The 25757-nt window shown below is 71.9% G+C and carries 19 protein-coding genes; 6 read left to right on the forward strand and 13 right to left on the reverse strand.

What is annotated here, in order from left to right; translation table 11 throughout:
- Window positions 1–17: 17 nt before the first annotated feature.
- Window positions 18–860, reverse strand: coding sequence for an SDR family NAD(P)-dependent oxidoreductase (locus M1O15_RS21565; protein WP_248635753.1), 843 nt, complete (start codon window positions 858–860; stop codon window positions 18–20).
- A 176-nt stretch (window positions 861–1036) separates the two neighbouring features.
- Between M1O15_RS21565 and M1O15_RS21570 the strand changes: the two genes are divergently transcribed.
- Window positions 1037–2248: a pyridoxal phosphate-dependent aminotransferase gene (locus tag M1O15_RS21570; protein ID WP_248635754.1), complete on the forward strand. Its 1212-nt coding sequence runs from the start codon at window positions 1037–1039 to the stop codon at window positions 2246–2248.
- 119 nt (window positions 2249–2367) lie between these two features.
- Window positions 2368–2772, forward strand: coding sequence for an SCO4983 family protein (locus tag M1O15_RS21575; protein WP_248635755.1), 405 nt, complete (start codon window positions 2368–2370; stop codon window positions 2770–2772).
- A gap of 196 nt (window positions 2773–2968) precedes the next feature.
- Here the strand turns inward: M1O15_RS21575 and M1O15_RS21580 are convergent, their stop codons facing one another.
- Entirely contained in the window at window positions 2969–4792 is a 1824-nt protein-coding gene (locus tag M1O15_RS21580; protein ID WP_248635756.1) for a phosphoenolpyruvate carboxykinase (GTP), read from the reverse strand.
- 337 nt (window positions 4793–5129) lie between these two features.
- Between M1O15_RS21580 and trhA the strand changes: the two genes are divergently transcribed.
- Window positions 5130–5825: a PAQR family membrane homeostasis protein TrhA gene (gene trhA / locus M1O15_RS21585; protein WP_248635757.1), complete on the forward strand. Its 696-nt coding sequence runs from the start codon at window positions 5130–5132 to the stop codon at window positions 5823–5825.
- A gap of 58 nt (window positions 5826–5883) precedes the next feature.
- Here the strand turns inward: trhA and M1O15_RS21590 are convergent, their stop codons facing one another.
- The 11 genes from M1O15_RS21590 to M1O15_RS21640 all read right to left on the reverse strand — a co-directional run bounded on the left by M1O15_RS21590 (window position 5884) and on the right by M1O15_RS21640 (window position 22657).
- Window positions 5884–8295: a galactose oxidase early set domain-containing protein gene (locus tag M1O15_RS21590; protein ID WP_248635811.1), complete on the reverse strand. Its 2412-nt coding sequence runs from the start codon at window positions 8293–8295 to the stop codon at window positions 5884–5886.
- A gap of 59 nt (window positions 8296–8354) precedes the next feature.
- Complete coding sequence (locus tag M1O15_RS21595) at window positions 8355–9548, reverse strand: glycosyltransferase (RefSeq protein ID WP_248635812.1); 1194 nt, start codon at window positions 9546–9548, stop codon at window positions 8355–8357.
- 29 nt (window positions 9549–9577) lie between these two features.
- A complete protein-coding gene (locus tag M1O15_RS21600) occupies window positions 9578–11278 on the reverse strand; it encodes a phospholipid carrier-dependent glycosyltransferase (protein ID WP_248635758.1) in 1701 nt (566 codons plus the stop codon).
- Window positions 11275–12531, reverse strand: coding sequence for a glycosyltransferase (locus tag M1O15_RS21605; RefSeq protein WP_248635759.1), 1257 nt, complete (start codon window positions 12529–12531; stop codon window positions 11275–11277). Before M1O15_RS21605 ends, M1O15_RS21600 begins: the two co-directional genes overlap by 4 nt.
- Before the next feature lie 409 nt (window positions 12532–12940).
- Window positions 12941–15010, reverse strand: a complete 2070-nt coding sequence (locus M1O15_RS21610) for a thioredoxin domain-containing protein (RefSeq protein WP_248635760.1) — start codon at window positions 15008–15010, stop codon at window positions 12941–12943.
- Between the two features lie 140 nt (window positions 15011–15150).
- Entirely contained in the window at window positions 15151–16329 is a 1179-nt protein-coding gene (locus tag M1O15_RS21615) for an MFS transporter (RefSeq protein ID WP_248635761.1), read from the reverse strand.
- A gap of 5 nt (window positions 16330–16334) precedes the next feature.
- Window positions 16335–16904: a GNAT family N-acetyltransferase gene (locus tag M1O15_RS21620; protein ID WP_248635762.1), complete on the reverse strand. Its 570-nt coding sequence runs from the start codon at window positions 16902–16904 to the stop codon at window positions 16335–16337.
- Window positions 16901–18079, reverse strand: a complete 1179-nt coding sequence (locus M1O15_RS21625) for a type III PLP-dependent enzyme (protein ID WP_248635763.1) — start codon at window positions 18077–18079, stop codon at window positions 16901–16903. The genes M1O15_RS21620 and M1O15_RS21625 overlap by 4 nt, the downstream gene beginning before the upstream one ends.
- Window positions 18076–19398 (reverse strand): DUF6271 family protein, encoded by a 1323-nt coding sequence (locus tag M1O15_RS21630; RefSeq protein WP_248635764.1) that lies wholly within the window; start codon window positions 19396–19398, stop codon window positions 18076–18078. The genes M1O15_RS21625 and M1O15_RS21630 overlap by 4 nt, the downstream gene beginning before the upstream one ends.
- Window positions 19380–20444, reverse strand: coding sequence for a phytanoyl-CoA dioxygenase family protein (locus M1O15_RS21635; protein WP_372499534.1), 1065 nt, complete (start codon window positions 20442–20444; stop codon window positions 19380–19382). The genes M1O15_RS21630 and M1O15_RS21635 overlap by 19 nt, the downstream gene beginning before the upstream one ends.
- A gap of 1070 nt (window positions 20445–21514) precedes the next feature.
- Window positions 21515–22657: an FAD-dependent oxidoreductase gene (locus M1O15_RS21640; protein WP_248635766.1), complete on the reverse strand. Its 1143-nt coding sequence runs from the start codon at window positions 22655–22657 to the stop codon at window positions 21515–21517.
- Between the two features lie 267 nt (window positions 22658–22924).
- Between M1O15_RS21640 and M1O15_RS21645 the strand changes: the two genes are divergently transcribed.
- The 3 genes from M1O15_RS21645 (at window position 22925) to M1O15_RS21655 (ending at window position 25757) form a co-directional block, all read left to right on the forward strand.
- Window positions 22925–23890 carry an AfsR/SARP family transcriptional regulator gene (locus tag M1O15_RS21645; RefSeq protein WP_248635767.1) on the forward strand — a complete coding sequence of 322 codons (966 nt, stop codon included), beginning with the start codon at window positions 22925–22927 and terminating at the stop codon, window positions 23888–23890.
- Window positions 23891–24064: 174 nt separating this feature from the next.
- Window positions 24065–24499, forward strand: a complete 435-nt coding sequence (locus tag M1O15_RS21650) for a type II toxin-antitoxin system RatA family toxin (RefSeq protein WP_248635768.1) — start codon at window positions 24065–24067, stop codon at window positions 24497–24499.
- A complete protein-coding gene (locus M1O15_RS21655) occupies window positions 24492–25757 on the forward strand; it encodes an aspartate aminotransferase family protein (protein ID WP_248635769.1) in 1266 nt (421 codons plus the stop codon). The genes M1O15_RS21650 and M1O15_RS21655 overlap by 8 nt, the downstream gene beginning before the upstream one ends.

The raw sequence follows: 25757 nt of genomic DNA on the forward strand, positions 1-25757 counted from the left end.
CCGCCCGGGAGCAGGGGCTATCCGGAGACGTCCGGGGAGGCGGTGCGGCCGCCGGCCCGGGTGAAGGAGGTGTTGACGGCCGTGATCCCGCCGTCGACCCGGAGGGTGGTGCCGGTGATCCAGGCGGCGTCGGCGGAGGCCAGGAAGGCGACGGCGGCCGCGATGTCCTCCGGCTCGCCGACCCGGCCCAGCGGGTAGGCGTGCTCGGCCAGCTCCTTCAGGGCGTCCTCGCGGCCCGCCCAGGCCCGGGTGCGGATGGTGCCGGGGTTGATCTGGTTGACGCGTACGCCATGGGCGGCGGCCTCGTCGGCGAGGGTGCGGGTCAGCGAGGCCAGCGCCCCCTTGGCGGCGCTGTAGGCGTGGCCGCCGAAGGACTGGTCGGCGTTGATCGAGCCGATGTGCACGATGGCGCCGCGCCCGGAGGCGGCCAGGTGCGGCAGCGCGGCCCGGGCGCAGCGCAGCGCCCCGGTGAGGGTGACGTCCAGGGCGCGGTGCCAGAGCTCGTCGGTGAGGGCGGTGACGGAGGGGACGTCCGCGGTGGGGCCGAGGGCGTTGCCGACCAGCACGTCCAGCCCGCCGAAGGTCTCGGCGGCGTACGCCACGGCGGCCTCCACGCTGTCCGTGTCGGCCACGTCGCACCGCAGCGCCACAGCCCCCTGCACCGCGTCCGCCGTCTCCCGGGCGGCGTCCTCGTCCACGTCCGCCACCAGCACCCGCGCCCCCTCGGCCGCCAGCCGCCGCACGGTGGCCGCCCCGATCCCCCGCCCGCCCCCGGTCACCAGCGCCCCGTACCCCCGAAACCGCCCCAGCCCGTACCCGTCCGCCTGCCCCTGCCGGTCTGCCCTCGCGTCTGCGTCCATCCGGCGATGATCACCCGGAGAGAGGGCACGGGGCCAGGGGGAGGCCTCACCCGTACGGGGGTATGGCCTGGTTCGTCCCCGGCCGGTGGGGGGACCTGACAGAGCCGGGGTGGGGCGGAGTGACCTGGGTCACAAAGGTCGGGCGGCTCGGGTGGGGCGGTCGTAAGCTCGCGTGCATGCAGGTGACCCAGTCGACGAAGCTCGCGAACGTCTGTTACGAGATCCGGGGACCGGTTCTCGATGAGGCGATGCGGCTGGAAGCAGCCGGACATCGCATCCTCAAACTCAACACCGGCAACCCGGCCGCCTTCGGCTTCGAGTGCCCGCCGGCGATCCTGGAGGACATGCTCCGCAACCTCAGCGGCTCGCATGGCTACGGGGACGCCAAGGGGCTGCTGGCGGCACGGCGGGCCGTGATGAGCCACTACGAGACCAGGGGCATCCCGCTCTCGGTCGAGGACGTGTACCTGGGCAACGGCGTCTCCGAGCTGATCCAGATGGCCATGCAGGCGCTGCTGGACGACGGCGACGAGGTGCTCGTACCGGCGCCGGACTACCCGCTGTGGACGGCGGCGGTGTCACTGTCCGGCGGTACGGCGGTGCACTACCGGTGCGACGAGCAGGCGGACTGGATGCCGGACCTCGCCGACATCGAGCGCAAGGTCACCGACCGCACCAAGGCGATCGTCATCATCAACCCGAACAACCCGACGGGTGCGGTGTACGACGACGCGATGCTGCGCGAGCTGACCGAGATCGCCCGCCGGCACAACCTGGTGGTCTGCTCGGACGAGATCTACGACAAGATTCTCTTCGACGGGGCCACGCACACGCCGACGGCCGCCATCGCGCCCGACCTGATGGTGCTGACCTTCAACGGGATGTCGAAGAACTACCGGGTGGCCGGCTACCGCAGCGGCTGGATGGCGGTCTGCGGGCCGAAGGCGCACGCCTCCTCGTATATCGAGGGGCTGACGATCCTCGCCAACATGCGGCTGTGCGCCAACATGCCGGCCCAGCACGCCATCGCCGCCGCGCTTCAGGGGCGGCAGTCCATAGAGGCGCTGGTGAAGCCCGGCGGGCGGCTGCTGGAGCAGCGGGACGCGGCGTACGACCTGCTGGTGCAGATCCCGGGCGTCAGCTGTGTGAAGCCCAAGGGCGCGCTGTATCTGTTCCCGCGCCTGGACCCGGCCGTCTACAAGATCAAGGACGACCGGCAGATGGTGCTGGACCTGCTGCGGGCCGAGAAGATCATGGTGGTGCACGGCACCGGGTTCAACTGGCACGAGCCGGACCACTTCCGGATCGTCACCCTGCCGACCGCGGCCGACCTCACCGACGCGGTGACCAGGATCGGGAACTTCCTGGACGGGTACGGGCAGCCGTAACCACCCCGTAAGCCCGCGAACCGCCCGTATGCCACCGGTAGACGTACAGCGAACGGGCTCAACTTTAGACAGATTCCAATGTAGGATGGACTCCTGTTGAAGGGCAGGAGGCCATCCCCATGTACGAGCCGATCCGCACCAAGTCGGTCCATCGGATGGCCGACGACGATGACCAGTTCCCGCACCGCACCCGCGACGAGGAGCTGCGCATCCAGCTCGCCGGCCATCTCTCGGCGCTGCTCGCGGTGACCGACGAGCTGGGCGACGAGACCGCCGCCGAGCGCATCGCCGAACAGGTGGCGCGGCTGCGCGGCGCCCCGCCGGCCCGGCATGCCGGGCTCTCCGGCGCCGGCCGGACCGAGCTGCACCGCCGGGCGCACACGCTGGCCGGCCGCGCCCTGGTGGTCGCCGCCTCCCGGGCCGACACCGCCGCCGCGATCCTCGCCGCCGAGCGGATGGACGCGCACACCGCCGCGCTGGAGGCGGCACCCCTGGACCAGCGCCGAGCGGTCGGCGCCCACTGACGGCCCCGGTTCGCGACCGGGGAGGCCGCGGACCGGGTGCCAACTACCAGGGGAACGCATTGCGGCCCCCGGAGCCTGAGGGGGCTTCGGGGGCCGTTCCGCGTGCCGAGCCGTCCGTGATCCACAGGTCAGGGCGGTTGTGGCCGTCTCGGCACGCGGGGTATGGGGGGGCGGCGCGGGGCCGCCCGGTGGCGGGTCAGCCCAGTCGGGCCACCAGCGCGCGGTACTCGTCCCACATCTCCTTGGGGGTGTGGTCACCGAAGGTGTTGAGGTGCTCGGGCACCAGCGCCGCCTCCTCGCGCCAGACCTCCGTGTCCACCTTCAGCAGGTAGTCGAGGTCCTCCTCGGGCAGGTCCAAGCCCTCGGTGTCCAGCGAGCCCTTGGCGGGCAGGATGCCGATCGCGGTCTCCACGCCCTCGGCGCTGCCGTCCAGCCGCTCCACGATCCACTTGAGCACCCGGCTGTTCTCACCGAAGCCCGGCCAGACGAACTTCCCGGCCTCGTTCTTGCGGAACCAGTTGACGTAGTAGATCTTCGGCAGCTTGGACTGGTCCTTGTCCTTGGCCACGTCGACCCAGTGCTTCATGTAGTCGCCCATGTTGTAGCCGCAGAACGGCAGCATGGCGAACGGGTCGCGGCGCAGCTCGCCGACCTTGCCCTCGGCGGCGGCGGTCTTCTCGGAGGCCACGTTGGCACCGAGGAAGACACCGTGCTGCCAGTCGAAGGACTCGGTGACCAGCGGGACGGCGGTGGCGCGGCGGCCGCCGAAGAGGATGGCCGAGATCGGCACGCCCTTGGGGTCCTCCCACTCCGGCGCGATGATCGGGCACTGGGACGCCGGGACGGTGAAGCGGGCGTTGGGGTGGGCGGCCGGGGTCCCGGACTCCGGGGTCCAGTCGTTGCCCTTCCAGTCCGTCAGGTGCGCGGGCTCCTGCTCGGTCATGCCCTCCCACCAGACGTCGCCGTCGTCGGTGAGCGCGACGTTGGTGAAGACCGCGTTGCCCCAGAGGGTCTTCATGGCGTTGGCGTTGGTGTGCTCGCCGGTGCCGGGCGCGACGCCGAAGAAGCCCGCCTCCGGGTTGATCGCGTACAGCCGGCCGTCCTCGCCGAACCGCATCCAGGCGATGTCGTCGCCGATGGTCTCCACCGTCCAGCCGGAGACGGTGGGCTCCAGCATGGCGAGGTTGGTCTTGCCGCAGGCGGAGGGGAAGGCGGCGGCCACGTACTTCGACTCACCACGCGGGGGCGTGAGCTTCAGGATGAGCATGTGCTCGGCCAGCCAGCCCTCGTCGCGGGCCATCACGGAGGCGATGCGCAGGGCGTAGCACTTCTTGCCGAGCAGCGCGTTGCCGCCGTAGCCGGAGCCGTAGGACCAGATCTCCCGGCTCTCCGGGAAGTGCGAGATGTACTTGGTGGAGTTGCACGGCCAGGGCACGTCCTGCTCGCCGGCCTCCAGCGGGGCGCCGAGGGTGTGCACGGCCTTGACGAAGAAGCCGTCCTCGCCGAGCTCGTCCAGGACCGGCTGTCCCATCCGGGTCATGGTGCGCATGGACACGGCGACGTAGGCGGAGTCGGTGATCTCCACCCCGATCGCGGAGAGCGGCGAGCCGAGCGGGCCCATACAGAAGGGCACCACGTACATGGTGCGGCCCTTCATCGAGCCGCGGAAGATGCCCTGTTCGCCCTGGAAGACCTCGCGCATCTCGGCGGGGGCCTTCCAGTGGTTGGTGGGGCCGGCGTCCTCTTCCTTCTCGGAGCAGATGAAGGTGCGGTCCTCCACGCGCGCCACGTCCGACGGGTCGGAGGCGGCGTAGTACGAGTTGGGCCGGAGCGTCGGGTCCAGCTTGCGGAAGGTGCCCTTGGCCACGAGCTCCTCGGCCAGGCGCTCGTACTCGGCCTCGGACCCGTCGCACCAGACGACCCGGTCCGGCTGGGTCAGCGCCGCGATCTCGTCCACCCAGGAGGCCAGCTCCCGGTGACGAGTGGGGACAGAGGTGGGAGCCGCGTTATCGCGCGCCACGATTGCTCCTTGATGAGGGGTGTGAGGTTGTCTGCCCCGTGGGGGCTGCGACCCGGATGCAGATACGTCAGGTTCCCGTTGGCGCTCATCCGGTGCCGACCGCTCTCATCTGATCATCCGATGGGAACGCCCATCTGTCCAGGGGGCCTCTCACGTGAGCATCGCCACTCATATTGCTGCGGCCCGCCGTGTTTCCCTTCGTTCTTGCGGGCTCACCGGCGGCGGCGCACATGATCCACCGGCGATCCGCCGCCCGGGCCCCTGCGGGTAACCCGACCGGCGTGACCCTGACCACCTGGACGTGTCCGACCTACGGCCCCGTAGGTAGCATTTCCCCATGACTGCCGCCGCGTCCGAGGTGCCCGCCGTGTCCCAGGTGACCGAGATAGACCCACCGCCGGTGAAGCCCCGCCTCCGGGGCTGGCTGCACGCCGGGATGTTCCCGGCCGTGCTGGTCGCCGGCATCGTGCTGACCGCCTTCGCCGACTCCACCCGCGGCCGGATCGCCTGCGGTGTCTACGTCCTGACGGCGTGCCTGCTGTTCGGCGTCAGCGCGCTGTACCACCGGGGCACCTGGGGGCCGCGCGCCACCGCCGTACTGCGCCGGCTGGACCACGCCAACATCTTCCTGATCATCGCCGGCACCTACACCCCCCTCACCCTGCTGCTCCTGCCGGACAGCACCGGGCGGTACCTGCTGTGGGCGGTGTGGGCGGCCGCGGCGGCGGGGATCGCCTTCCGGGTGTTCTGGGTCGGCGCCCCGCGCTGGCTCTACACCCCGTGCTACATCGCGATGGGCTGGGCCGCGGTGTTCTTCCTGCCGGACTTCATGCGCAAGGGCGGCATCGCCGTGCTGGTGCTGGTGGTCGTCGGCGGCCTGCTCTACAGCGCGGGCGGAGTGGTCTACGGCTTCAAGCGGCCCAACCCGTCACCCCGCTGGTTCGGCTTCCACGAGGTGTTCCACTCCCTCACCCTGGCCGCCTTCGTCGTCCACTACGTCGGCATCTCGCTGGTGGCCTACCAGCACGCCTGAGCCGACCGCGCCTGCCCCGGGCCCGCCCCCGAAGGAGCGCGGGCCCGGGGTGAGCGTCCTACCGGCTCGCCCGCAGGTCCCCCTTCCCGCAGGCGGTGCCGTCGCGGTCCGGGTCGAGCCGCAGCGGGTCGTCGCCGCCGTTGACCCTCAGCCGCCCGTAGTCATGGTCGGCCAGCCACTCGCAGCGGGCCGCGGTGGTGGGCCTCACCTGCATCGGGAAGGCCGTCGGCACGCACACCCCGGCGGTCCCGTAGTGCCGGTCGCAGCCCGCGACGGTGGGGCTGACCGGCGCCGAGTCCCGCTTCTTGAGTGCCTTCTTCGGCTTGGCCGCGAGCTTCCCGGCGAAGTCGTGGACATGCGCCGACTCCTCCGCCTCGGCCGCCATCGCCGCCGGGCCGCCCAGGTGCACCCACTCGGCCACCGAGGGCACCCCGTGGGCGTCCACCGCGAAGAGCATGTACCAGCCGGGCGGGGCGAGGTGGGGGTTCTGGGTGACGTTGAGGTCCACCGTGCTGCCGTCCACCACGCTCAGCGGCAGGTCCACGAAGCGCTGGTTGGAGTCGGAGGAGTGGGTGACCGCCGCCGGGCGGATCAGCTCCGCCTTGGCGATCGGCCGGTCCACGGTGATCCGCTGGGTGTCGCCGTAGGTCCACCGGCTGTCGATCAGCGAGGTGATCTCCGGCCGCGGGCCCCTGTAGAGGTACGGCGGGGTGTAGACGGAGACATCGTGGTTGTACGAGCCGTTGCCCGGGTTGTCGCCGACGGCCATCACCCGCCCGTCGGGCAGCAGGAACGCCGAGGAGTGGTAGCCGCGCGGCACCGGGTCGGCGGCCATGCCCGGCTGGTAGGTGTCGGTGGCCGGGTCGAACATCGAGGCCTCGAACACCGGGTCGGCCCGGTCGTGCAGCGCGCCGCCGGTCTCCAGCACCTTGCCGTCCGGCAGCAGCACCGCCGAGGCGTACATCTTGCCCTCGTCCCCGGTCTGCGGGCGCCTGCCCTGCCCCTGGTCCACCTGGCCCTGCGGGATCGGCGGGCCCGCGGTGTAGGCGGGGCTGGGCTGCTTGAGGTCGATGATGTCGGTGAGCCGGTTGGCCACCGGGTTGGACTCGTTGTTGCCGCCGCCGATGGTCAGCACCCGCTGGTCCTGGGCGGGCGGCAGCAGCACGCTGGCCGACTCGTCGCGTTCGTCCTTCTTCCGCAGCCCGGGCACGTCGGTGACGGTGTTGGCCTGGTAGTCGTAGATCGAGGCGCCGGTGCCGGGGGTGCCGTTGCCGAAGGTGTGGCTGCCGCTGTAGAAGAGCCGGCCGTCCTGCATCAGGATCATCGACGGGTACAGCCCCCAGTACGACCAGGTCTGGTTGACCTGGTGGATGGGCAGCCAGCGGTTCTCGGCGGCCGAGAACCTCTCCGCCGTCACATTGCCGGTGGAGTCCTGCTTCAGCCCGCCGAAGGAGATCACGTCCCCGTTGCCGAGGATGGTCGCCGAGGGGTACCAGTGCCCGTCGGCCATGTCGTTGGTCCGGGTGTAGGTCTCGGTCGCCGGGTCGAAGGTGTACGAGTCCTTCAGCCCCTGGTAGCCGAGCGAGCCGTCGGCCGAGGGGTAGCCCTTGGTGCCGCTCATCACCAGCACCCGCCCGTCGGCGAGCTGGACATGGCCGGAGCAGAACATGTCCGCCGGGGTGGGAATGGTCCGGAAGCTACCGTCCGCCGGGTCGTAGACCGCCGAGGTGAAGGTGCCCGCGGCGAACCGCGCCGGGTCGTTGCCGGAGCCCGCGATCAACAGCACTTTGCCTCCCCCAGGCCCTGCGGCCTGGGAGGTGCCCCCATGCAGCACCACCGAGTGCATGGAGCGGACCGGGTTCTTCGTCGCCAGCACCTGCCAGGAGCCCTTGGCGCACTGCTCGGCGGTGCCGGTGCACCGCGGCTGCGGCGGGGGTGCGGCCACCTCCTCCATGGCGTAGTCGTCGGTGGTGACGCTGCCGGTGCCGAAGACCGAGACGCCCCAGGCGATCCGGTCGGTGCCGGGCGGCACGGCCGGGGTGCGCACCTTCACCCGGCTGTAGGCGGGGGCGAGGTCCAGGGTCTTCAGGTCGGTCCAGTACTGCCAGCCGGCCGTGGTGTCGTGCCGGAACAGGGTGAGCGCGGTGTCCGGGGTGGTCGACTTGTACCAGAGGGACAGGTCGTACTGGCGGTCGGCGGCCACCGCGGGCGCGCAGGCGGCGGACTCGGTGACCAGCGCCTTGCGGTCGCCGTCCACCCGCCGGGTCAGCTCCACCTTCATCGCCTTGGCGCCGGTGCGGGCGTCGTCGGTGGTGGTGAAGGCGACGTCGTTGTCGCCCCAGCCGGAGCGGGACCAGCACGAGGGCATACCGGTGTGATCGGTTCCGGCGGTCTCGAAGCCGGGGTTCTTGACCAGGTTGACCCCGGCGGTGGCCTGCTGCTGTCCGGCCAGCAGCAGGGCGCCGGTCATGGCGGCGGTGGCCAGCAGCGCGCCCGCGCGGCGCCTCCGGCGTACGGCGTTCGGATTCCTCACCCGGGTGTCCTCTCTGTACGGCGGGCACGGCCCCGTATCCGGTCCCGGCGGCGGGGCAGATAGACCAGGGCCTCGGTGCCGGCGAACCGGAGCACGAAGGTGGTCAGCAGCGCGAGCGCGGTGGCGGGCAGCACCGCCAGCTGGAGCTGCCCGACGAACAGGGCGATCAGCGGGATGCGGACCACCAGGTCGGCGTTGGCGAGCAGGGCGAACCGGCCGGCCCGGTCGGCCCAGTGGCGGTGGTGGCGCCGGTCCCGGAAGAGCAGGGCCTCGATGAGCAGGAAGTTCCAGGCCACCCCGAACTGGTTGGCGGCGATCTCGGCGGGCAGGTAGTGCAGCCCGGCGGCGGTCAGCGCCCAGAGCGCGAGCAGATTGGGTACGAAGCCGGTGAGGCCGATCAGCCCGAAGGCGGCCATCCGGGCCAGCGGCGCGGCGGTGCGCAGCTCCACCAGGTGGCGCAGGAAGCGCAGGCCCTCCCGGGCGGTGGACTTGGATTCGCCCGCGTACCGGTCCTGGAAGACGAACGGGGCCTCGGCGACCCGCTCCGGGCGGCAGCGGACGGCCAGTTCGAGCAGGATCTTGTAGCCGAGCGGCTTGAGCTCGTCGCCGGTGACGGCGTCGGTGACGGCCGAGCGCCGGATGGCGAAGAAGCCGCTCATCGGGTCGCTGATGGCGGCCAGCGCCCGGGGGAAGAGGCCCCTGGCGAGCCAGGTGGCGCAGCGGGAGACGGCGACCCGGTAGCCGCCGGCCAGCCCCGCGCGGCTGCCGCCGGGCAGGTAGCGGCTGGCCACCACCAGGTCGGCGCCCCGCCGTTCGCCGGTGGCGACCAGTTCGGGGACCAGGTGCGGCGGGTGCTGGAGGTCGCCGTCCATGACGACCACCCAGTCGGCGGTGGCGGCGGCCAGTCCGGCCACCACCGCGCCGCCGAGGCCGCCCTCGGGACGCTCGCGGTGCAGCACGGTGACCGGGAAGGGGCAGCTCGTGGCGGCCTCGGCGATCACGGCCGGGGTGTCGTCGGTGGAGTCGTCGACGAAGAGGACTTCGCAGGGCAGGTGGCCCGGGACCGACTCTGCGACGCGGCGCAGCAGTTCGCGGATGTTGGCCGACTCGTCGAAGGTCGGGATGACCAGGGTGACGGCGCCCGGCTCGGGGAGGGGGACGGTGATGGGGATGGGGGCGGTCTCGGGCAGGGTGGGCCCGGGCTCGGCGGGATGGGTGGTCAACGGGCCTCCGCTCCGTCGGTGCCGCGGGTACGGCGGATCTCGATGCGGTCCTCGCCCTCGCCGAAGACGGCGACCGGCTCGGAGTTCGCCAGGGCGTCCCGCACGGTGGGCAGGTCGCGGGCGTCCCGCCGTACGGTCGGCGAGGCGACGACGTAGTCCACGTCGCGCCAGCCGCCGGGCAGGGTCCGGGCCACGGCCGGGTCCAGGTCGGCCTTGTAGAACCAGATGGCGCCGAGCCCAGGCTCGTACCCGGAGTGCACCAGGTCGAGCCAGAGGGCGTCGTCGGTGAGCACCCGGGTGTTCGCCGGGTCGGGCACCCGGGTGTCCAGCCACCGGGCGGCCGCCCGGTAGGGGGCGTTGGCATCGGCCGTCATGGCGGTGCGGTCGCCCTCGTACCAGCGGGGTGCCACGTACACCAGGGCGGTGGCGGCGAGCAGCGCGGCGGCGGTCCGGCGCAGCGGCACCAGCCGGGGCCGCTGCCGTCCCTTGCGCAGCACCGCGTGGGCCACGCTGGCCGCGCCGCCGGCGAGGACCAGGGCGAGGAAGGGCAGCGCCTGGATGACGTACATCGCGGGCAGATAGCCGGAGGGGCGCAGGGCGACGGCGGTGAGCACCGCCAGCGCCAGCGCCGGGCCGGCCAGCGCCCGGGCGGTGACCGACCAGCGCAGGGTGAGCAGCAGCAGCGCGGCGCCGGCCAGGCCGCCGAGCGGCAGCACCCGGTCGTAGTAGAGCCAGGAGTCCAGCGCTCCGTGGGAGCCGGTGCCCTCGGTCAGCAGGAAGCCGGAGCCCGGGCGGCTCATCTGGTACGTGATGCCGTCCCACAGCGACACATGCCCGGCGCCCGGCCACAACTCGCCCTTGAGCAGGGCGAACAGCGGGTAGGAGAAGCCGATCAGGGCGCAGCCGGTGATGGCGCCGGTGACCGCGAACTTGCGGGTGTCATGGTGGCTGTGGCGCCACATGGTCACCAGCAGCGCGGGCAGCACGACCAGCATGGTCTCCTTGGTGAGCACCGCCGTGGCGGCGGCGAGCCCGGCGCCGAAGTGGTGCCAGAGGTGGCGGCTGGGTGAGGCGGCCAGGCAGAACGCCAGGAGCATCCACAGCACGGCCAGGTTGTCGAGGAAGATCTCCCGCTGGAGGACGACGGCCAGCGGCGAGAGCCCGAACAGCGCCATGGCCACTCCGGCCGCCCAGCGCGGCAGCCACAGCCGCCGCGCCAGCACGTACACCAGCACCGCGCTGACCGCGCTGACCAGCAGCATCGCGATCCGCATGGTGGCGACCACCATGGTGTCGGGAGCGATCAGCGACGGTATCCAGGTGAGCGCGGCGATCTGCATCCAGCCGAGCGGGGGATGGTCGTACCAGTACGTGTAGTGGGCCAGCCCCTCGCCCTGCTGGACGGCCCAGGCCTGGGCGAGATAGGTGCCCTCGTCGTCGCTGAGGGCCGGGTAGTCGCCGATGTTCCAGCCCTGGACGACCATGATCGCCACCAGCACGGCCCCGCACAGCAGCAGGTCGGGGCGGGAGGAGCGGAAGCGCACGGTGGGCCGGACGGTGACCCGCCGCTTGTCGGGACGCTGAGCGGCCGGCGCGGGTGCGGCGACCGGTACGGAGGCGGGGGTGGGGGTCGCCGGGGGCAGGGTCGCGGTCCCACCGGGCGGCGGGGTGGCGGGCGGAGGCAGGGTCGCGGTCATCGGGTGGCTTCCTCCCGTACGAGATGGGCTCCGACATGGCTGGTCAGCTCCCACTCGCTGCGGCCGCGCTGCTCCCGCCAGACCGCGCGCACCGCGGCGCCGGCCAGCAGCAGCTGGTAGAAGGGGCCTCCGGCGATGAGCTTGAGGTAGTGCGCGAGCCGTACGCGCAGGCCGTACTGGCGGCCGAAGTCATGCAGCCCGACGATCTCGAAGACGAAGGTCACCATGGCGGTGATCATCGGCAGGAAGGTGATGAAGGCGACGCCCACCGGCACGTCCAGGAAGAGCGCCACGGCGACGTTCAGCGGGATGATCACCCCGGTGAAGGCCTGCATGAACGGGGTGGTGAGGGTGTGCCGGGCGAGCATCCGCTGCCCGACGGTGGGCAGCCGGCGCCAGTCCCGCTTCCGGTACACCTGGAGGAAGCCCTGGTTCCAGCGGGTGCGCTGCTTCAGCAGGCTGACCAGGGTGCCGGGGGTCTCCTCGCGGGTGACCATGTCGGCGTCGTAGGCGACGACCACCTTCTTGCCGGCGCTGGAGAGCCGTACGCCCAGGTCGCAGTCCTCGGCCAGGCAGTCCGGGTCCCAGCCGCCGACCTCGCGCAGCACCTCGGTGCGGACGAAGACGGTGTTGCCGCCGAGCGGGATGAAGCCCTTGGCGGCGTGCAGATGGAGCCGGCTGCGGAACCAGAAGAAGTACTCCAGGCAGTTGCGCAGCGCGTACCAGCTGGAGTGGAAGTTGATCAGCTGTACGCCGCCCTGGACCACATCGGCGCCGGTGGCGGTGAAGGCGTGGTCCACATGCGCCAGCAGCGCCGGATGCACCTGGTCCTCCGCGTCGAACACCCCGACGACCTCGCCCCGGCAGTGCGGCAGCGCCGTGTTGAGCGCCTTGGGCTTGTTCTTGGTCTCATGGGTGTCCGTGATGACCCGGACCCGCTCCGGTTCGCGGGCGGCGGCCCGTTCGGCCACCTCGGCGGTCTCCGGATCGTCATGGCCGACGATGACGAGGATCTCGAAGTCCCGGTGACCGGACTCCAGCAGCCGGTCGATGGTGTGCTCCAGCACGGCCTGCTCATGCCGGGCGGGCACCAGCAGCGAGAAGGACAAGCCCTCGGCGCCGGCCGGGCTCTCGAAACGGGTGGCGGCGAGCGTCTCCGGCGTGCGCCAGGCGTGCATCTGCCACCACAGGGTGAAGGCCGCCATCCAGAACAACGCCAGTGAGACGGCGGCCACGAACACGGAGACAAGCATGCGGAATTCCCCCCTCGACCGGCCGCGCCATCGCGGACGCACCCGGTGGCGGCGGGCCGCCTCCGGGGCCGGTCGTGCTCCCAGGAAAGACAGTTCGGCGAAACGCCAGATCGGCAGATCGGCAGGTCGACCGTTCGGCAGATCTGAGACCGGGCGGATCCACGGATCGACAGGCAGACGGAGCGGCGGATCAGCGGATGGATCGACCGATCAGCCGACCGTCCGATCAGTGGACCGTCCGATCAGCGGCGGAACGCGGCAGGACCCCCCTGGCCGTGGTCGCCTTCGTCCGGCCTTCGCGCGCGCCCTCCCCAGAACGAGCGCGAAAGCCCCCTCCTTATGCCGCCTGAGAATAGAGGCCAGAAGCGGCCGTGTGAGGCTGTCTGGCGGAAAAACCGTATATTCCGCGTTAGTTGGCCAGTTTCCGTGTCAGTTCGGCGGGGTCCGTGGTAGGTGCGTCGCAGACGAAGTGGCGGCAGACATAGGCAGCCGGGCGGCCCTCGACCAGTGGCCGGTCCCTGAGCAGCGGGAACTCCGCCTCGTCCCCGTCCCGTCCGCCGTCCGGGCGGCCGTGGGCGATCACCGCGCCGGGCGCCGTGGACAGCAGCGCGGCCCGCAACAGCTCCCTTCCCGCCACCTCCCCTGCCCCTTGTCCTTCCCCTGCCCCGCCCCCGGACACGATGGCGACCTCGCGCGGCCCGTCGAGCAGCGCCTCGGCGACGGCGAGCCCCCAGCCGATGAAGCGCGGGGCGCGCGGTCCGAGCGCGCTGACCACGCCGAGGGCGCCCTCGGCGGCGGTGCGATGGGCCTCGGAGCCGGTGTGCGCGGCGTACGACAGCAGTGCGCCGGCGGCCGCGGTCCAGCCGGACGGGGCCGCGTTGTCGGTCGGATCCTGCGGCCGGCGGATGAGCCGCTCGGCGTCGTCCGCGGTGTCGAACAGCGCGCCCCCCTCCCCGCTGAACCGGTCCAGCACCAGGTCCAGCAGGAAGCCGGCGAACTCCAGCCAGACGCCCTCGCCGGTGACGGCCGCCAGCGCGAGGAAGCCCTCGGCCACGTCCGCATAGTCCTCCAGCACTCCGGCGTTGGCCCCGGCCCGCCCGTCCCGGGAGGTACGGGTCAGCCGCGCCGATTCGTTCATATGCACCCGTACGAGCAGATCGGCGGCCTCCGTCGCCCGGTCGACCAGGTCGGGGCGGTCGAACAGGGCGCCCGTCTCGGCCAGGGCCGCGATCGCCAGCCCGTTCCAGCCGGCCACGATCTTGTCGTCCCGGCTGGGGCGGGGCCGCTCATCGCGGGCGGCCAGCAGCCGCCCCCGGATGTCCGCGATCCGCCCGGCCTCCGCCACCCCTTCCCCCTGCGGCAGTTGCAGCACCGAGGCGCCCTCCTCGAAGGTGCCCTCCGCCGTCACCCCGAAGTGCCGGGCGGCGTACTCGGCGTCCTGTTCGCCCAGCACCTCCACCAGCTGCGCGGGCGTCCAGACGTAGTACGCCCCCTCCACATGCCGCCCGCTCGCCGGGTCCTCGCTGTCCGCGTCCAGCGCCGACGCGAACCCGCCCTCGGGGGTCCGCAGCTCCCGCACCATGAAGTCCGCGGTCTCCAGCGCCACCCGCCGCGCCAGCTCACTCCCGGTGGCCCGCCACAGATGCGCATACACCCGGCACAGCAGCGCATTGTCATACAGCATCTTCTCGAAATGCGGCACGACCCATTCACGATCCACCGAGTACCGGGCGAACCCGCCCCCCAGCTGGTCGTAGATCCCGCCCCGGGCCATCCGCTCACAGGTGTCGGCGGCCATCTGCAGCGCGCCCTCCGCCCCGGTCCGGGCGTGGTGGCGCAGCAGGAACTCCAGCACCATGGACGGCGGGAACTTGGGCGCCCCGCCGAAGCCGCCGTGGTTGGCGTCGTACTCCCGGGTCAGCCCCAGCAGCGCCTGCGCGAGCTCCGCCTCCCCGGGCGTCCCGGCACCGCCCACCGCCAGCGACCGCCCGGCCAGCTCCCGCACGATGTTCCCGGCGACCTCGGCCACCTCCTCGCGCCGCCCCCGCCAGGCCGCGCCCACCCCCTCCAGCACCTGCCCGAAGGAGGCCATCCCGTGCCGGGGCTCGGGCGGGAAGTACGTACCGAAGTAGAACGGCTCCGCGTCCGGCGTCAGGAACACCGTCATCGGCCACCCGCCCTGCCCGGTCGCCGCCTGCACCGCCTCCATGTACACCGCGTCCACGTCGGGCCGCTCCTCGCGGTCCACCTTGACGTTGACGAAGTGCTCGTTCATGTACGCGGCGGTGGTGGCGTCCTCGAAGGACTCGTGCGCCATCACATGGCACCAGTGGCACGCCGAGTAGCCGACCGACAGCAGCACGGGCACATCCCGCCGCCGCGCCTCCTCGAACGCCTCCGGTGACCACGGCCACCAGTCGACCGGGTTGTCCGCGTGCTGAAGCAGATAAGGAGAGGTCACACCAGCCAGCCGGTTCATACCGGCATCGTCGCACGACCTGGAGCGTGAGGCCCCGAACCGGAGGGGCGGACCCACGAGTGAGGAAGATCAGTGGGCACGGCACGGCACGGCTCGGTGAAGGGCCGGGGTGCGCTTCCCCCGCTGCTCGGCCGGAATCCTCAGGAGCCGGTCAGCTGCTCGCGGGGAGCGGCCGCCTCCCAGGTGATGCGACTGCCGCACAGGGTGACGACGAACGCGCAGAGGCATACCAGGCCCAGCCCCCAGGCCAGGTTGGTGGCGTGTGCGACGAAGCCGATGACCGGGGGGCCGGCCAGCAGTCCCACGGTGCCCATGGTCGCCACCAGCGTCAGAGTGTCCGAACTGCGCCGGGCCGCGGCCGCGTACACACACGGGGTCACCGCGGCGATGCCGAGGCCCATGATCGCGAACCCGAGCAGAGCCGGGATCACCCCGCCGGACAGCAGAGCCGCGCCGAGGCCGGCTCCTGCCAGAGCGCTGCCCAGCACGACGACCTTGCCGTCGCCCAGGCGGCTGCGCCAACCGTCGGCGAACAGGCGGGCCACCACCATCATTCCGGAGACGACCGCTATGCCCAGCGGAGCGACCTGCTCGGAAGCCAGCGCGACCTCCTCCATGTAGAGCGTGGACCAGTCGTTCATGGCGCCTTCGGCGACGGTGCCGAAGGCCATCGCGCAGCACATCCAGAGCGTCGCACCGGCGGGTATCGACCAGCGGGGCCGAGTCTTCCTCGCTTGAGGTGCGGCGGGGGCCGCGTCGGAGAGCAGCCCGCCGTGCGCGCAGGCGGCGAGGAGTACGAGGAGGAGCGCCGCGACGCCGAAGTGCGTGAGAACGGAGGCGGTGAACGCGTTCATGCCGGAAGCGAGCAGGGCCGCTGCGAACGAGCCACCGCTGAACGTGGCGTGCAGCTTCGCCATGGTGTTGCGCCCGTAGGTGGTCTCAAGGGCGGAACCCTGCGCGTTCATCGCGGTGTTGAGGCACCCCACGAGGACGCCGTCCGCGCACAGCACAAGGAGCGCGGTCGGGTAGTTCGGTGCCACCGCGAGGGCCGGCAGCACCAGGGTGAGACCGAGGGTGGAGGCCAGGGCGAGCCGCCGTGAGCCCATCCGCCGCATCAGAAACGCCACCAGGGGGAAGGACGCGGCGGCGCCGATGCCGGCCGACATCAGCAGCATGCCGACTTCGGCCGCGGTGAGGCCGAGTGCGGCCTTGAGGGCCGGCACGCGGGACGCCCAGGTCGCGTACTGGAAGCCGAGCGCGGTGAAGAGGGCGGCTGTAGCCAGTTGCCCGCGCAGGAAGGGGTCGTGGACACGGAGCACCAAAGTCAGCTCACTTCAGGTGGTAGGGGCGGGCCGGCCGGTGCCGGGGTGGCGGCCGGCCGGGAGGGTGGGGCTTCGTCGGTCAGTGACCGGGACATGTAGCGGGCGCCTTCGTGGTACGCGTCCACAGCCGCCGCGTCCGCGTGAGGGGTGAACCCGCGGGCCGACCAGAAGCGTTCGCTTCCGCCGACCGCGACAAGGGATATCCGCTCGTAACCCTGCGCGCGGGCGGTCCTTTCCAGATGGGCCAGGAGGCGGTGGGCCAGGCCCTGCCGGCGGTGCGTGGATGCGATCACGATGTCGTGCAGGTGGAGGTTGCGCGAGTGGAAGCCGCCGCCCTCCACCTGGCCGAGATCCGGGTACCGCCCGGCGGGGTACGGAAGCGAGAGCAGGTAACCGGCGGGCTGTTCGGCGATCTCCGCGACGAAGCAGGTCGTGGGAGAGGCGTCCGCCCGGGACCGCAGGGCGGTGCGCTCCTCGGAGAGCCCCAGCCCGGAGTACGCGGAGGACTCCATCGCGACGACGGCGTCCCAGTCGCCCTCCGCGAGGGGGCGGATCAGAAGGTCCTCCGTCACCGCCCGCCCCCGGTGGTCGTGCAGGTCAGCGGGGCGACGCCGTTGAATCCCTCGGTCATGTAGCTGATCCCGTACGCCCCGGTGGACAGCACCCAGACCGGGTCCCCGGAGGCCAGCTCCCGCGGTACCTGTACCAGGCGGTGCTCGGCGGCGTACGCGTCGTCGCTGTCACAGGTGGGGCCCGCGATCACGGCGGGAACGGTGGGGACGTCATCGCCGTGCGTCGGGAAGACGAGCCGGTACTGGAGCGCGTCCATCTCGTACAGCCCGTTGAACTTGCCGCAGCTCAGGTAGAGCCAGTGCCGGCGCACACCGTCCGGCATCTCGCGTGTCGACAGACGTACCACCCGGCCGCGGACGGCGCCCTGGTCGGCCACCAGGAAACGTCCCGGCTCCATGACGAAGCGCAGGTCCTCGCCATGGACGCGGCGCAGGCCGGCCATGCCTTCGCGGAGCACGGCGAAGATCTTGTCGATCGGAGGGTCGAGGGCCACTCCGCGTCGGTCGGTGTACCCCAGCGCGGGAAGACCGCCTCCGAGGTTGACGTGGTCGAGCTCCATCCCTCGCGAGCTGAGGGCGTCCATGACGGCGGCTACGCGTTCGACGGCGGCGTGCCAGGTGTCCGGGTCCATCTGCTGCGAGCCGACGTGGACCGAGAGGCCGGCTGGGGTCAGACCGAGGGATCGGGCGGCTTCCAGCAGGCGTACGGCGTCCTCGGGCGAGCAGCCGAACTTGTCCTTGAGCCCCCACAGGGCGCCGGTACCGGTCGTCGCCACCCGGCAGAAGACCCGTGCTCCCGGCGCGTGCGCCGCGATGGCGCGCACGTCCTCGACGCTGTCGGTGGCGAAGTCCGTGATGCCCATCCGGTGGGCCGCCGCGATGTCCCGGTCGGATTTGATGGTGTTGCCGTAATGCAGCCGGTCGGCCGGCACTCCGGCCCGCAGGGCCTGGGCGATCTCCGGGACGCTGGCCGCGTCGACGCCGCAGCCTCGGGCCGCCAGGTACGTGATCACGTCGTCGACCGGGCAGGCCTTCATGGCGAAGCGGAGGTCGACGCCGGGGAGCTCGTCGAGCAACTGGGCATGCTGCCGGCCGATGCCGTCCAGGTCCAGCACGATCCGGTCGGGGCCGGTGCGCCTCAGTTCCGCTGCCAGCCGGGTGGAGAGTGCTTTCATCGCCGCCCGCCCCCCTCGGAGCCGCGCATGGGCGTCCGGGCGGCCGCCCGCACCAGCGGCTCCCACTCCTCGATGAGGAGGGCGAAGTCCTCCGTATCGCTCCGGGCCTCCTCCACGAGGTGGTGGTGGCGCGCGCCCAGGTGGTCGGCGAGCGTGGCGTACCGGCCGCCCAGTACGCGATAGGCGGTGTCGAGACGGCGCAGGCGCTCGTGGTTGTCGGCCGGGTCGAGACCGGTGCTCTGCCGGACGAGTCCGGCGACGGCGGCGGCCCGTACCTGGCCCCCGTCGTCGAGCAGGGTGTCCCCGGCACGGGCCAGGGCGTCGTAGACGGCGTTGTGGTAGAGCATCGAGAGGAGGAACTTGGCGAAGCGGGTCTGGTAGGCGAGGAAGCCCGCGTCGGTTCGGCGCTCCGCCGTGTGGAAGTTCACGATGTTGCGGTTGTGGAGGACGCCGGGGAGCCCGGCGTGCCGCACCAGGTGGAGCAGGAAGTAGTCGCTGCCGATGGTGTCGGTGGCCGGCGGCAGGGGAACGCGCCGGTGTACGTCCTGGAAGGCGATGTTGCACATGTCGACCCGCATGGGATCGACGAGGCACAGCGTGGTGCGGTCCTGCTCGAACTCCGCTTGGCCGGCGCCCCGGAAGGACTCCTCGACCAGTTCCCGCTTCTGCTCGGGCGAGTGGTCCAGGGGCGCCCACAAGCTGACGATGTCGTGGTAGACATCGTTGTCGAGTGCCGCTATCTCGTCGATGTCCACCGAGGGCGGGCCGATGAAGGAGCTGCCGACCATGGAGACGCGACGGGGCAGGTTCTCGGGGGCCAGGGCTGTCTCGGAGACCGACCGGGAAGCCTCCTCGGCCGTCAGGCCGAGCGATCCGAGCTCCTGGTGGATGGGGAAGACCCAAGCGCCGTCGGCCACTTGGTAGCGGCTGTCGGAGTCCCTGCGGTGAACCGACTCGCACCCGAGGGCGAAGCTGATCAGGAAGGCGCGGTTGGTGCAGGCTCCGTAGGAGATGGCGTTCGGCAGCATGAGGCGGAGCAGCAGTTCGGGCTTGGCGGCCCCGGACCTGTCGATCACCCGACGGAGGAAGTCGCGCTGGTCGTCCTCGTCGAGGTGGTGGACGACGACGCGCGGGTGCGGGACGAGACCTCGTACGGCGGCGCGGTGCTCCTCGTATGTGGCGCTGTCGCAGGAGTCCAGGATCAGCAGGTGGACCTCGACGTCGAAGTGCTCGGCAGCATGGACCGCTTCCGCCCCGGTGGCCGCGATCGTCGCCGCGCAGGCCCGGTTGGTGGGGAGCGTCAGGCAGATTCTTCGCATGCCCGCTCCTGACCGTTCTCGTCGAGGTCCTGGCCGTGCCAGCCGGTGAGACCGAGCAGCTTGCTCCCCAGTTCGTCCAGCGTGGCCCGTCCGTACCTCTCGGACTCGGGACGGGTCGCGTCACCGAGGAGCGTTCCGTTCCAGGTCGGCGTGGAGAGGTCGCGCCAGGAGAGGACGCGTTCGCGACGCAGGCGCTGGTGGCCGTCCAGGGCGGGCATCATGGAGAGGTACTGGACCGCCCGCACCTTGTCCGGCGATTGGTTCGGGGCCACGCCGTGGGCCAGGAAGCCGTTGAATATCAGCAAGTCCCCGGCTTTCAACTCCGGCCGTATGACGGGCAACTCGCTTCGGTCGATCGAGGGCCGGATCGGGTCCCGGCCGGCCGGCTGGAGCGCCTTCCACCGGTCGAAGTCGCGGAACAGCTCGGGGCAGCACTGGAAGCCGCCCTGTTCGGCGCTGGAGTCGTTCAGGGCGATGATGCCCTGGACTCGCTGGGGCGGGACGCCGAGCGTGGAGTCCACGTCCCAGTGCAGGTTGATGTCGAAGCCCGTCTCGCGGAACCCGATCAGGGATCGGTCGCGGGTCTTGATGTTGGGCGGATTGAGATTCAACCGGTCGAGGGTGACCCAGAGTTCCTCGCAGTCCCACACGTCGACGAACGCGTCGTAGACCCGGCGGTTCTGGCGGCTGTTCCAGAGAAGCTGGTGGTGGTACGCCTCGACGAATCCGTAGATGTGCAGCTCCTGGTCCAGTTCGGAGCGGTACTCACGCTCGTCGTACCAGGTCTCCGGGCGTTCCGGGTCCAGGCCCTGGAACTCCCAGGAGAAGTCGAGGAGCTCTCGGGCGGACGCTTCCGGGATCGCCTGCTTGACGACCACGTAGCCGTAGTTCTGCCAGAAGGCGAAGTCCTCTTCGGAGAGCACGCGGAGGGGACGGGTCTTCTCGATGTCACGCAGAGGTGTCTGCGCGAGGTAGGTCTCGCCGTCGGCGCTGAAGTACGGGCGATCAGAGGACGCACGATGGAGGTAGGAACTAGCCATTGAAATGTATCGCTCCGTGGCTCGATTGGGGTCATGACGCTGGGAACGGAAGGGGTTCGAGGCCGCACCGATGGAGGTCGGGCGCCGCCGATCGCCGTGCGAGCGGGCGCAGTTCCCGGAGCGGGCCACCTTCCGGTCACGAAGGTTCTGCCGGCTTGCGCTCCCCGGGTGCAGGTGCAACCAAGCTGGACTAGACCAATACATATTGTCAACCGTCCGCGGCGACGTGACTGACGGTCATATTGCGGGAGCTACCTGTGAGTTCACGATCTGTTCGCATGCCGGTCGGAGCCAGGCCGCCTTGATGGCTTGACACCGAAGGCCGGCTTCAGGGCAGACTATTGGTCCATACCAAACGGCGGCAGTGCACTGCGGCGGGCTGCTGCATGGGGGCTGCGCGGCGCCCCGTGCGAAAGGCACAGAACATGTCCAGCAGTGCCGGCAAGAACCTGCGACGGCTGGCCCTCAACCTCTTGCAGCCGGGCTTTGCGGGAACGACGGCACCTGACTGGATACTCCGGGAGATCCAGAACGGGCCGGCGTCCGTGGGGGGACCGGGGGCGGCGCGCATCTGCACCCACGGCACCTCCACCGCTTCGGGAGTCGCTGTGGCAGAGCTGCCGGCCGGCGCACGATGACCGCTGAGCGCGGAGGGTTTCCCGATCTGCTTCGTCCACCTGAGGGGGCGGCTCGGCGAGAGGGAGATCGGCTCGACGACCCTGGCCGAAGCGGTGTGACCCGGCTTCCAAGGAGGAGTCGTCGACGGTGACGTCCTTCGAGTCGTACGCCTTCAGGTGCGAGAGGACGTGGTCGCCGCGGTCCGAGGTGCCGTCGAAGGCGCTCCGGGGCGCCACCCCGGCGCGGATCCCGCGGTGATCATCCGGTCCTTCCGAACGGGGTCGGGGGGACGTGGGTCCGCGCTCGCCGGGCCGGTGGATCGATATGGTCCCGTCCCTGAAGACGCACCCCCTGCCGGAGGGCCTCGTGAGGGAACTGGTGGACCACGGCCACGCGTTCTCGACACGGGCCGTCAGCCGTTGAGCGGATCGACGGCGCGCGGGGCCATGGAGCCGGGCTCAGCGGAGGGCGCTGGCCGCGAAGGTGTGCAGGGGGGCCGGGAGGTCGGTGCCGGTGAGGGTGTCGGCGAGGGCGTCGGCGAGGGCGTCGGCGATGCCGGGGGCGTGTTGGAGGCCCTGGGTGGCGCTGCCGGCGGCGACGAGGATGCGGGGGTCGTCGCCGGGGCGGCCGAGGAGGAAGGGGCGGCCGGGGGCGCGGGTGGTCAGGTGGACGGTGGCCTTGGCGGGCAAGAGGTGGAGGCCGGGCAGTTTGGCGGGGAGCAGGCGGGCGAGGGGGGAGAGGTCGTCGTAGTGGAGGGTGGGGTCCGGGGCGGGGGCCTCGACGGTGGGGGTGGCCGGGTCCTCCAGGCTCAGGCGGAGGTGCTGGTCGTGCTCGGTGCCGCTGCCGTGGAGGATCCGGCCGTCGTCGAACTCGCGGGCGAAGGCGGGGAATTCGTCCAGGGTGAGGCCGGCGTCGGGTTCGAGGGGACGGAACCAGGCGACCGGGGCGCGGCGCGTCTCCAGTGGCAGGCCGGGGACCAGGGACGGCAGCCCGGCACCGGCCGTCACCACGACCTGGCGCACCCGGACGTCCCGCAGGGCGGAGCGGAGGATGACGCCGCCGTCGATCGGGTCGATCGCGGAGATCCGGGTGTGGTCGAAGACCCGGGCGCCGGCGGCCTGGGCGGCGGTGACGGCGGCTCGGATGGCGGCCTCCGGGCGGAGCAGGCCGGCGGACGGTTCCCAGACGCCGATGTGGTGAGCGGGGACCCCGGTGTGGCGGGGGTACTGGAAGCGCAGGGCCCGGGCGGTGAAGGTGCGGACGTCGATGCCGTGTTCGCGGGCCGCCCGTAGCGCCTCTCCGGCGACCGGGCCGTCCGGGGGGCCGACCAGCAGTCCGCCGGAGGGCAGGAGCAGGGAGGTGCGTGTGGTGTCCTCCAGTTCCGTCCACAGCTCGCGGGAGCGGCGGGCCAGCGGGACGAGGCCGGGGTGCGCGGAGCAGCTGAGGCGGAACAGGGTGGAGCCCGGCTGCCGCACGGCGGTGCCCACCGCGGACCGGTCGAAGCCGAGGACGTCGACGCCCCGGGCGGCCAGTCTCCACAGCGCCGAGGAGCCCCACGCCCCGAGTCCGACGACGGCCGCCTCCGCGTCCCACCCAGTCATCTGCCCCGCTCCTGTTCCCGCTGCCGTGTGCCTGGAGGCAGGTCATCACGGGGCCGGGGCGCCGGGCGTGAGTATCCGGTACTCACCCGGGGGGTTCCGGGGGGTCATGGGGGGTCATGGGGATTCGCGCCATGGGATGGGTCTGAGGGCCGGCCCGGTGCGGGGGCGGGGGTTTGAGTACCTGGGTACTCACGATGGCCACCAGGGGCACGTGGTGGCCTAGGTTCCGCGGCGCCGTGCAGGCCGCGCGGACCGGTGGAGGCTGTGATGCAGTTCCGTGTACTGGGCACCCCTGAGATCTACGACGATGTCAGGCAGCGGAGCTTTCCGCTGAACAGTCCCAAGCAGCGTGTGCTCCTCGGGGTGCTCCTGGTGCGCGTCGACTCGGTGGTGCCCACGGGGGCGCTGATCAACGAGCTGTGGGGGCGCAACGCCCCCGACAAGGCGATCAACGCCCTTCAGGCGCACGTCTCCCGGCTGCGCCAGCAGCTGATCGAGGTGGAGCCGCCGCGGGCGAACACACCCCGGCTGATCGCGCGCGGCTCCGGCTATCTGCTCCAGGCCCGGCCCGACGAACTCGACAGCGTTCGCTTCCGGTTGCAGACGGCGCGGGCGCGCCGGCAGCTGACGACGGACCCGGACGCCGCGGCCGCCCTGCTGCGCCGGGCGCTCGGGCTGTGGCGCGGTCCCGCGCTGGACGGCGGCTCGCACGGGCCGCTCTGCGCGGGGGTCGCGGCCCGGCTGGAGGAGGAGCGGCTGCTGGCCCTGGAGGACCTGTGCGACGCCTCGATCCGGGCCGGCCGACACCGGCAGGTGGTCGGGCGGCTGGAGGAGCTGGTCGCCGCGCATCCGCTGCGGGAGCGCTTCCGGGACCTGCTGGCCCTGGCCCTCCAGCGCGGCGGCCGGGCGGGCGGTGTGCCGGCGGTCCGGCGGCTGCGCGCCCCGGAGGCCGAGCGCGGGACGGCGGCGGTCGTGGCGGCCTCCGCCGTACGGCAGCTGCACGAGGCCGGACCCGGGCGGGGCGGGCTCTGGACGGCGGACCACCCGGCGGTCCCGGGCGCCGAGGAGGACCACGCGCACCCCCGGGAGGAGGGCGACGACCTGGAGCTGGTGCGGCTGCGCCGCCGGGTGGAGCAGTTGTCGGCCGAGCAGCACGCGATGCGGGCCGAGCTGGAGCGGCTGACGGCCCTGGTCGAGCGGGGCGGGGCGGCCCAGCGGCGGGATTCCGCCTGAGGGAGCGTGAGGGGTTTTTCGCGCGAGATCGTCAGGGTGTCAGTGAGGTGTCAGATGTGCGTGGGGATTCGGCCGGATGCGCTGGGGGCGCTCCTACACTGCGGATCGCCGGACGTGTGCGAAGAATCGCGTGCGAGGGAATTCGGGATGAGGGGTCAGGGGAATTCTGTGACCGTGCTGCATGAAGTGCATCGGGGCGGCGGAAGCGCCGACCAGTTGTGGAAGACACTGCTGGACATCGAGGCGTACCCGTCCTATATGGAGGGCGTCAACGAGGTCGGGATAACCGGCGGGAAGGACGATGTCCGCACCAGCAGCTGGGTGGTCGAGCTCAAGGGCTCGGAAATGGAATGGGATCAGGAGGATGTCGTCGACACGGGACGGCGGCGGGTGGAGTTCCGGCAGACGGAAGGCGATCTTGCCTCTTATGAGGGGTACTGGCAGGTCGTGGAGGACGGGGAGGGCACCGGTCTGGAGTTGTTCGTGGAATTCGACATCGGGCTGCCGCTGGTCGCCGAGATGATCCACCCGGCGGTGGCCAAGGCGCTGGAGGGCTACCAGCGGGACATCATCGGCCGGAGTGCGGAGGAGGGCGGCGGCGATGAGTGAGTCGCGGGCGACGGAGGGCGCGGTTCGCGCGGTGGACGCCAAGGAGACCTTTCGGCGGGTGAAGAGGCACTTCTCGCCCGCGCTGGCGGTGGCCGGGAAGTTCAGCGGGCAGGGCGCCGTGGAGGCCGCCTCCGAGGGCAGCCGGGTGACCCTGTCGGACGGCCGGTCGGTGCTGGACTTCGGCTCGTACGCGGTGGCGCTGCTCGGGCACCGGCATCCGGCCGTGGTGGAGGCGGTCCGGGCGCAGTTGGACGTGCTGCCCACCTCCACCAGGACGGTGCAGAACGCGGCGGCCCCGCTGGCCGCGGAGCACCTGACCGCGTACCTGGGCGGCGGCCTCGACCGGGTGTACTTCGGCTGCGGCGGGGCCGACGCCGTGGAGGTGGCGCTGAAGCTGGCCCGGCTGGCGACCGGCCGGGCCACGGTGATCGCCGTGGAGGGGGCCTTCCACGGCAAGACCCTGGGCGCGCTCTCGCTCACCCACAACGAGCGGTTCCGCGCAGGTCTTGAGCCCCTGCTGCGGGACGTGGTGCATGTGGACCCGGAGGACCCCGAGGCGGTGGCCCGGGTCGTCGCCGAGCGGGAGGTGGCGGCGCTCTTCTTCGAGCCCGTACAGGCCGAGAACGGGGTGCGGGTGCTGGACGGCGAGGTGCTGGCGCGCTGGTGCCGGGACGCGCGGGAGCATGGCGCGCTCGTGGTCTCGGACGAGATCCAGGTGGGGCTGCGGCGCTGCGGTGCCCGGTCGCTGGCGCTGGAGGCCGGTCTGCCGGTGGACGCCGTGCTGCTCGGCAAGCCACTGGGCGGCGGGGTGGTGCCGGTGTCGGCCGCGGTCGGCAACGACCGGCTGTTCGCCCCGCTGCTGGCCGACCCGATGCTGCACACCGCGACGTTCAGCGGCCATCCGCTGGGCACCGGGGTGATCCCCGCGGCGCTGGCCGCCATCGAGGAGCACGCGCAGGACGGCGAGCGGGTCGCCACCGCGCTGTCCGCCGGGCTGGCCGAGATCCGGGAGCGGTACGCCGAGGTGGTGGTCGGGACCCGGGGCCGCGGGCTGCTGTGGGGCATCGACTTCACCACCGCCGAGGTCTCCGGCAACGTACTGGCCGCGCTGGCCGGCGGCGGTCTGGTGGTCTCCCCCTGCATCAGCCGGCCGACGACCGTGCGGCTGCTGCCGCCGATCACCGCCTCGGACGAGGACGTGAAGGAGGCCCTGTCGCTGCTCGGCGGGGCGATAGCCCAGGCCGCCGCCGGCGTCTGA

The sequence above is a fragment of the Streptomyces lichenis genome, from assembly GCF_023218175.1.
Classification (GTDB): domain Bacteria; phylum Actinomycetota; class Actinomycetes; order Streptomycetales; family Streptomycetaceae; genus Streptomyces; species Streptomyces lichenis.

What these genes read in the sequence shown, in the direction of transcription:
- M1O15_RS21610 (WP_248635760.1), bottom strand. Translation starts at nt 15,010, where the DNA reads ATGAACCGGCTGGCTGGTGTGACCTCTCCTTATCTGCTTCAGCACGCG.
- M1O15_RS21605 (WP_248635759.1), bottom strand. Translation starts at nt 12,531, where the DNA reads ATGCTTGTCTCCGTGTTCGTGGCCGCCGTCTCACTGGCGTTGTTCTGG.
- M1O15_RS21625 (WP_248635763.1), bottom strand. Translation starts at nt 18,079, where the DNA reads ATGAAAGCACTCTCCACCCGGCTGGCAGCGGAACTGAGGCGCACCGGC.
- M1O15_RS21630 (WP_248635764.1), bottom strand. Translation starts at nt 19,398, where the DNA reads ATGCGAAGAATCTGCCTGACGCTCCCCACCAACCGGGCCTGCGCGGCG.
- M1O15_RS21655 (WP_248635769.1), top strand. Translation starts at nt 24,492, where the DNA reads ATGAGTGAGTCGCGGGCGACGGAGGGCGCGGTTCGCGCGGTGGACGCC.
- trhA (WP_248635757.1), top strand. Translation starts at nt 5,130, where the DNA reads ATGACTGCCGCCGCGTCCGAGGTGCCCGCCGTGTCCCAGGTGACCGAG.
- M1O15_RS21645 (WP_248635767.1), top strand. Translation starts at nt 22,925, where the DNA reads ATGCAGTTCCGTGTACTGGGCACCCCTGAGATCTACGACGATGTCAGG.
- M1O15_RS21575 (WP_248635755.1), top strand. Translation starts at nt 2,368, where the DNA reads ATGTACGAGCCGATCCGCACCAAGTCGGTCCATCGGATGGCCGACGAC.
- M1O15_RS21640 (WP_248635766.1), bottom strand. Translation starts at nt 22,657, where the DNA reads ATGACTGGGTGGGACGCGGAGGCGGCCGTCGTCGGACTCGGGGCGTGG.
- M1O15_RS21565 (WP_248635753.1), bottom strand. Translation starts at nt 860, where the DNA reads ATGGACGCAGACGCGAGGGCAGACCGGCAGGGGCAGGCGGACGGGTAC.
- M1O15_RS21590 (WP_248635811.1), bottom strand. Translation starts at nt 8,295, where the DNA reads ATGACCGGCGCCCTGCTGCTGGCCGGACAGCAGCAGGCCACCGCCGGG.
- M1O15_RS21570 (WP_248635754.1), top strand. Translation starts at nt 1,037, where the DNA reads ATGCAGGTGACCCAGTCGACGAAGCTCGCGAACGTCTGTTACGAGATC.
- M1O15_RS21600 (WP_248635758.1), bottom strand. Translation starts at nt 11,278, where the DNA reads ATGACCGCGACCCTGCCTCCGCCCGCCACCCCGCCGCCCGGTGGGACC.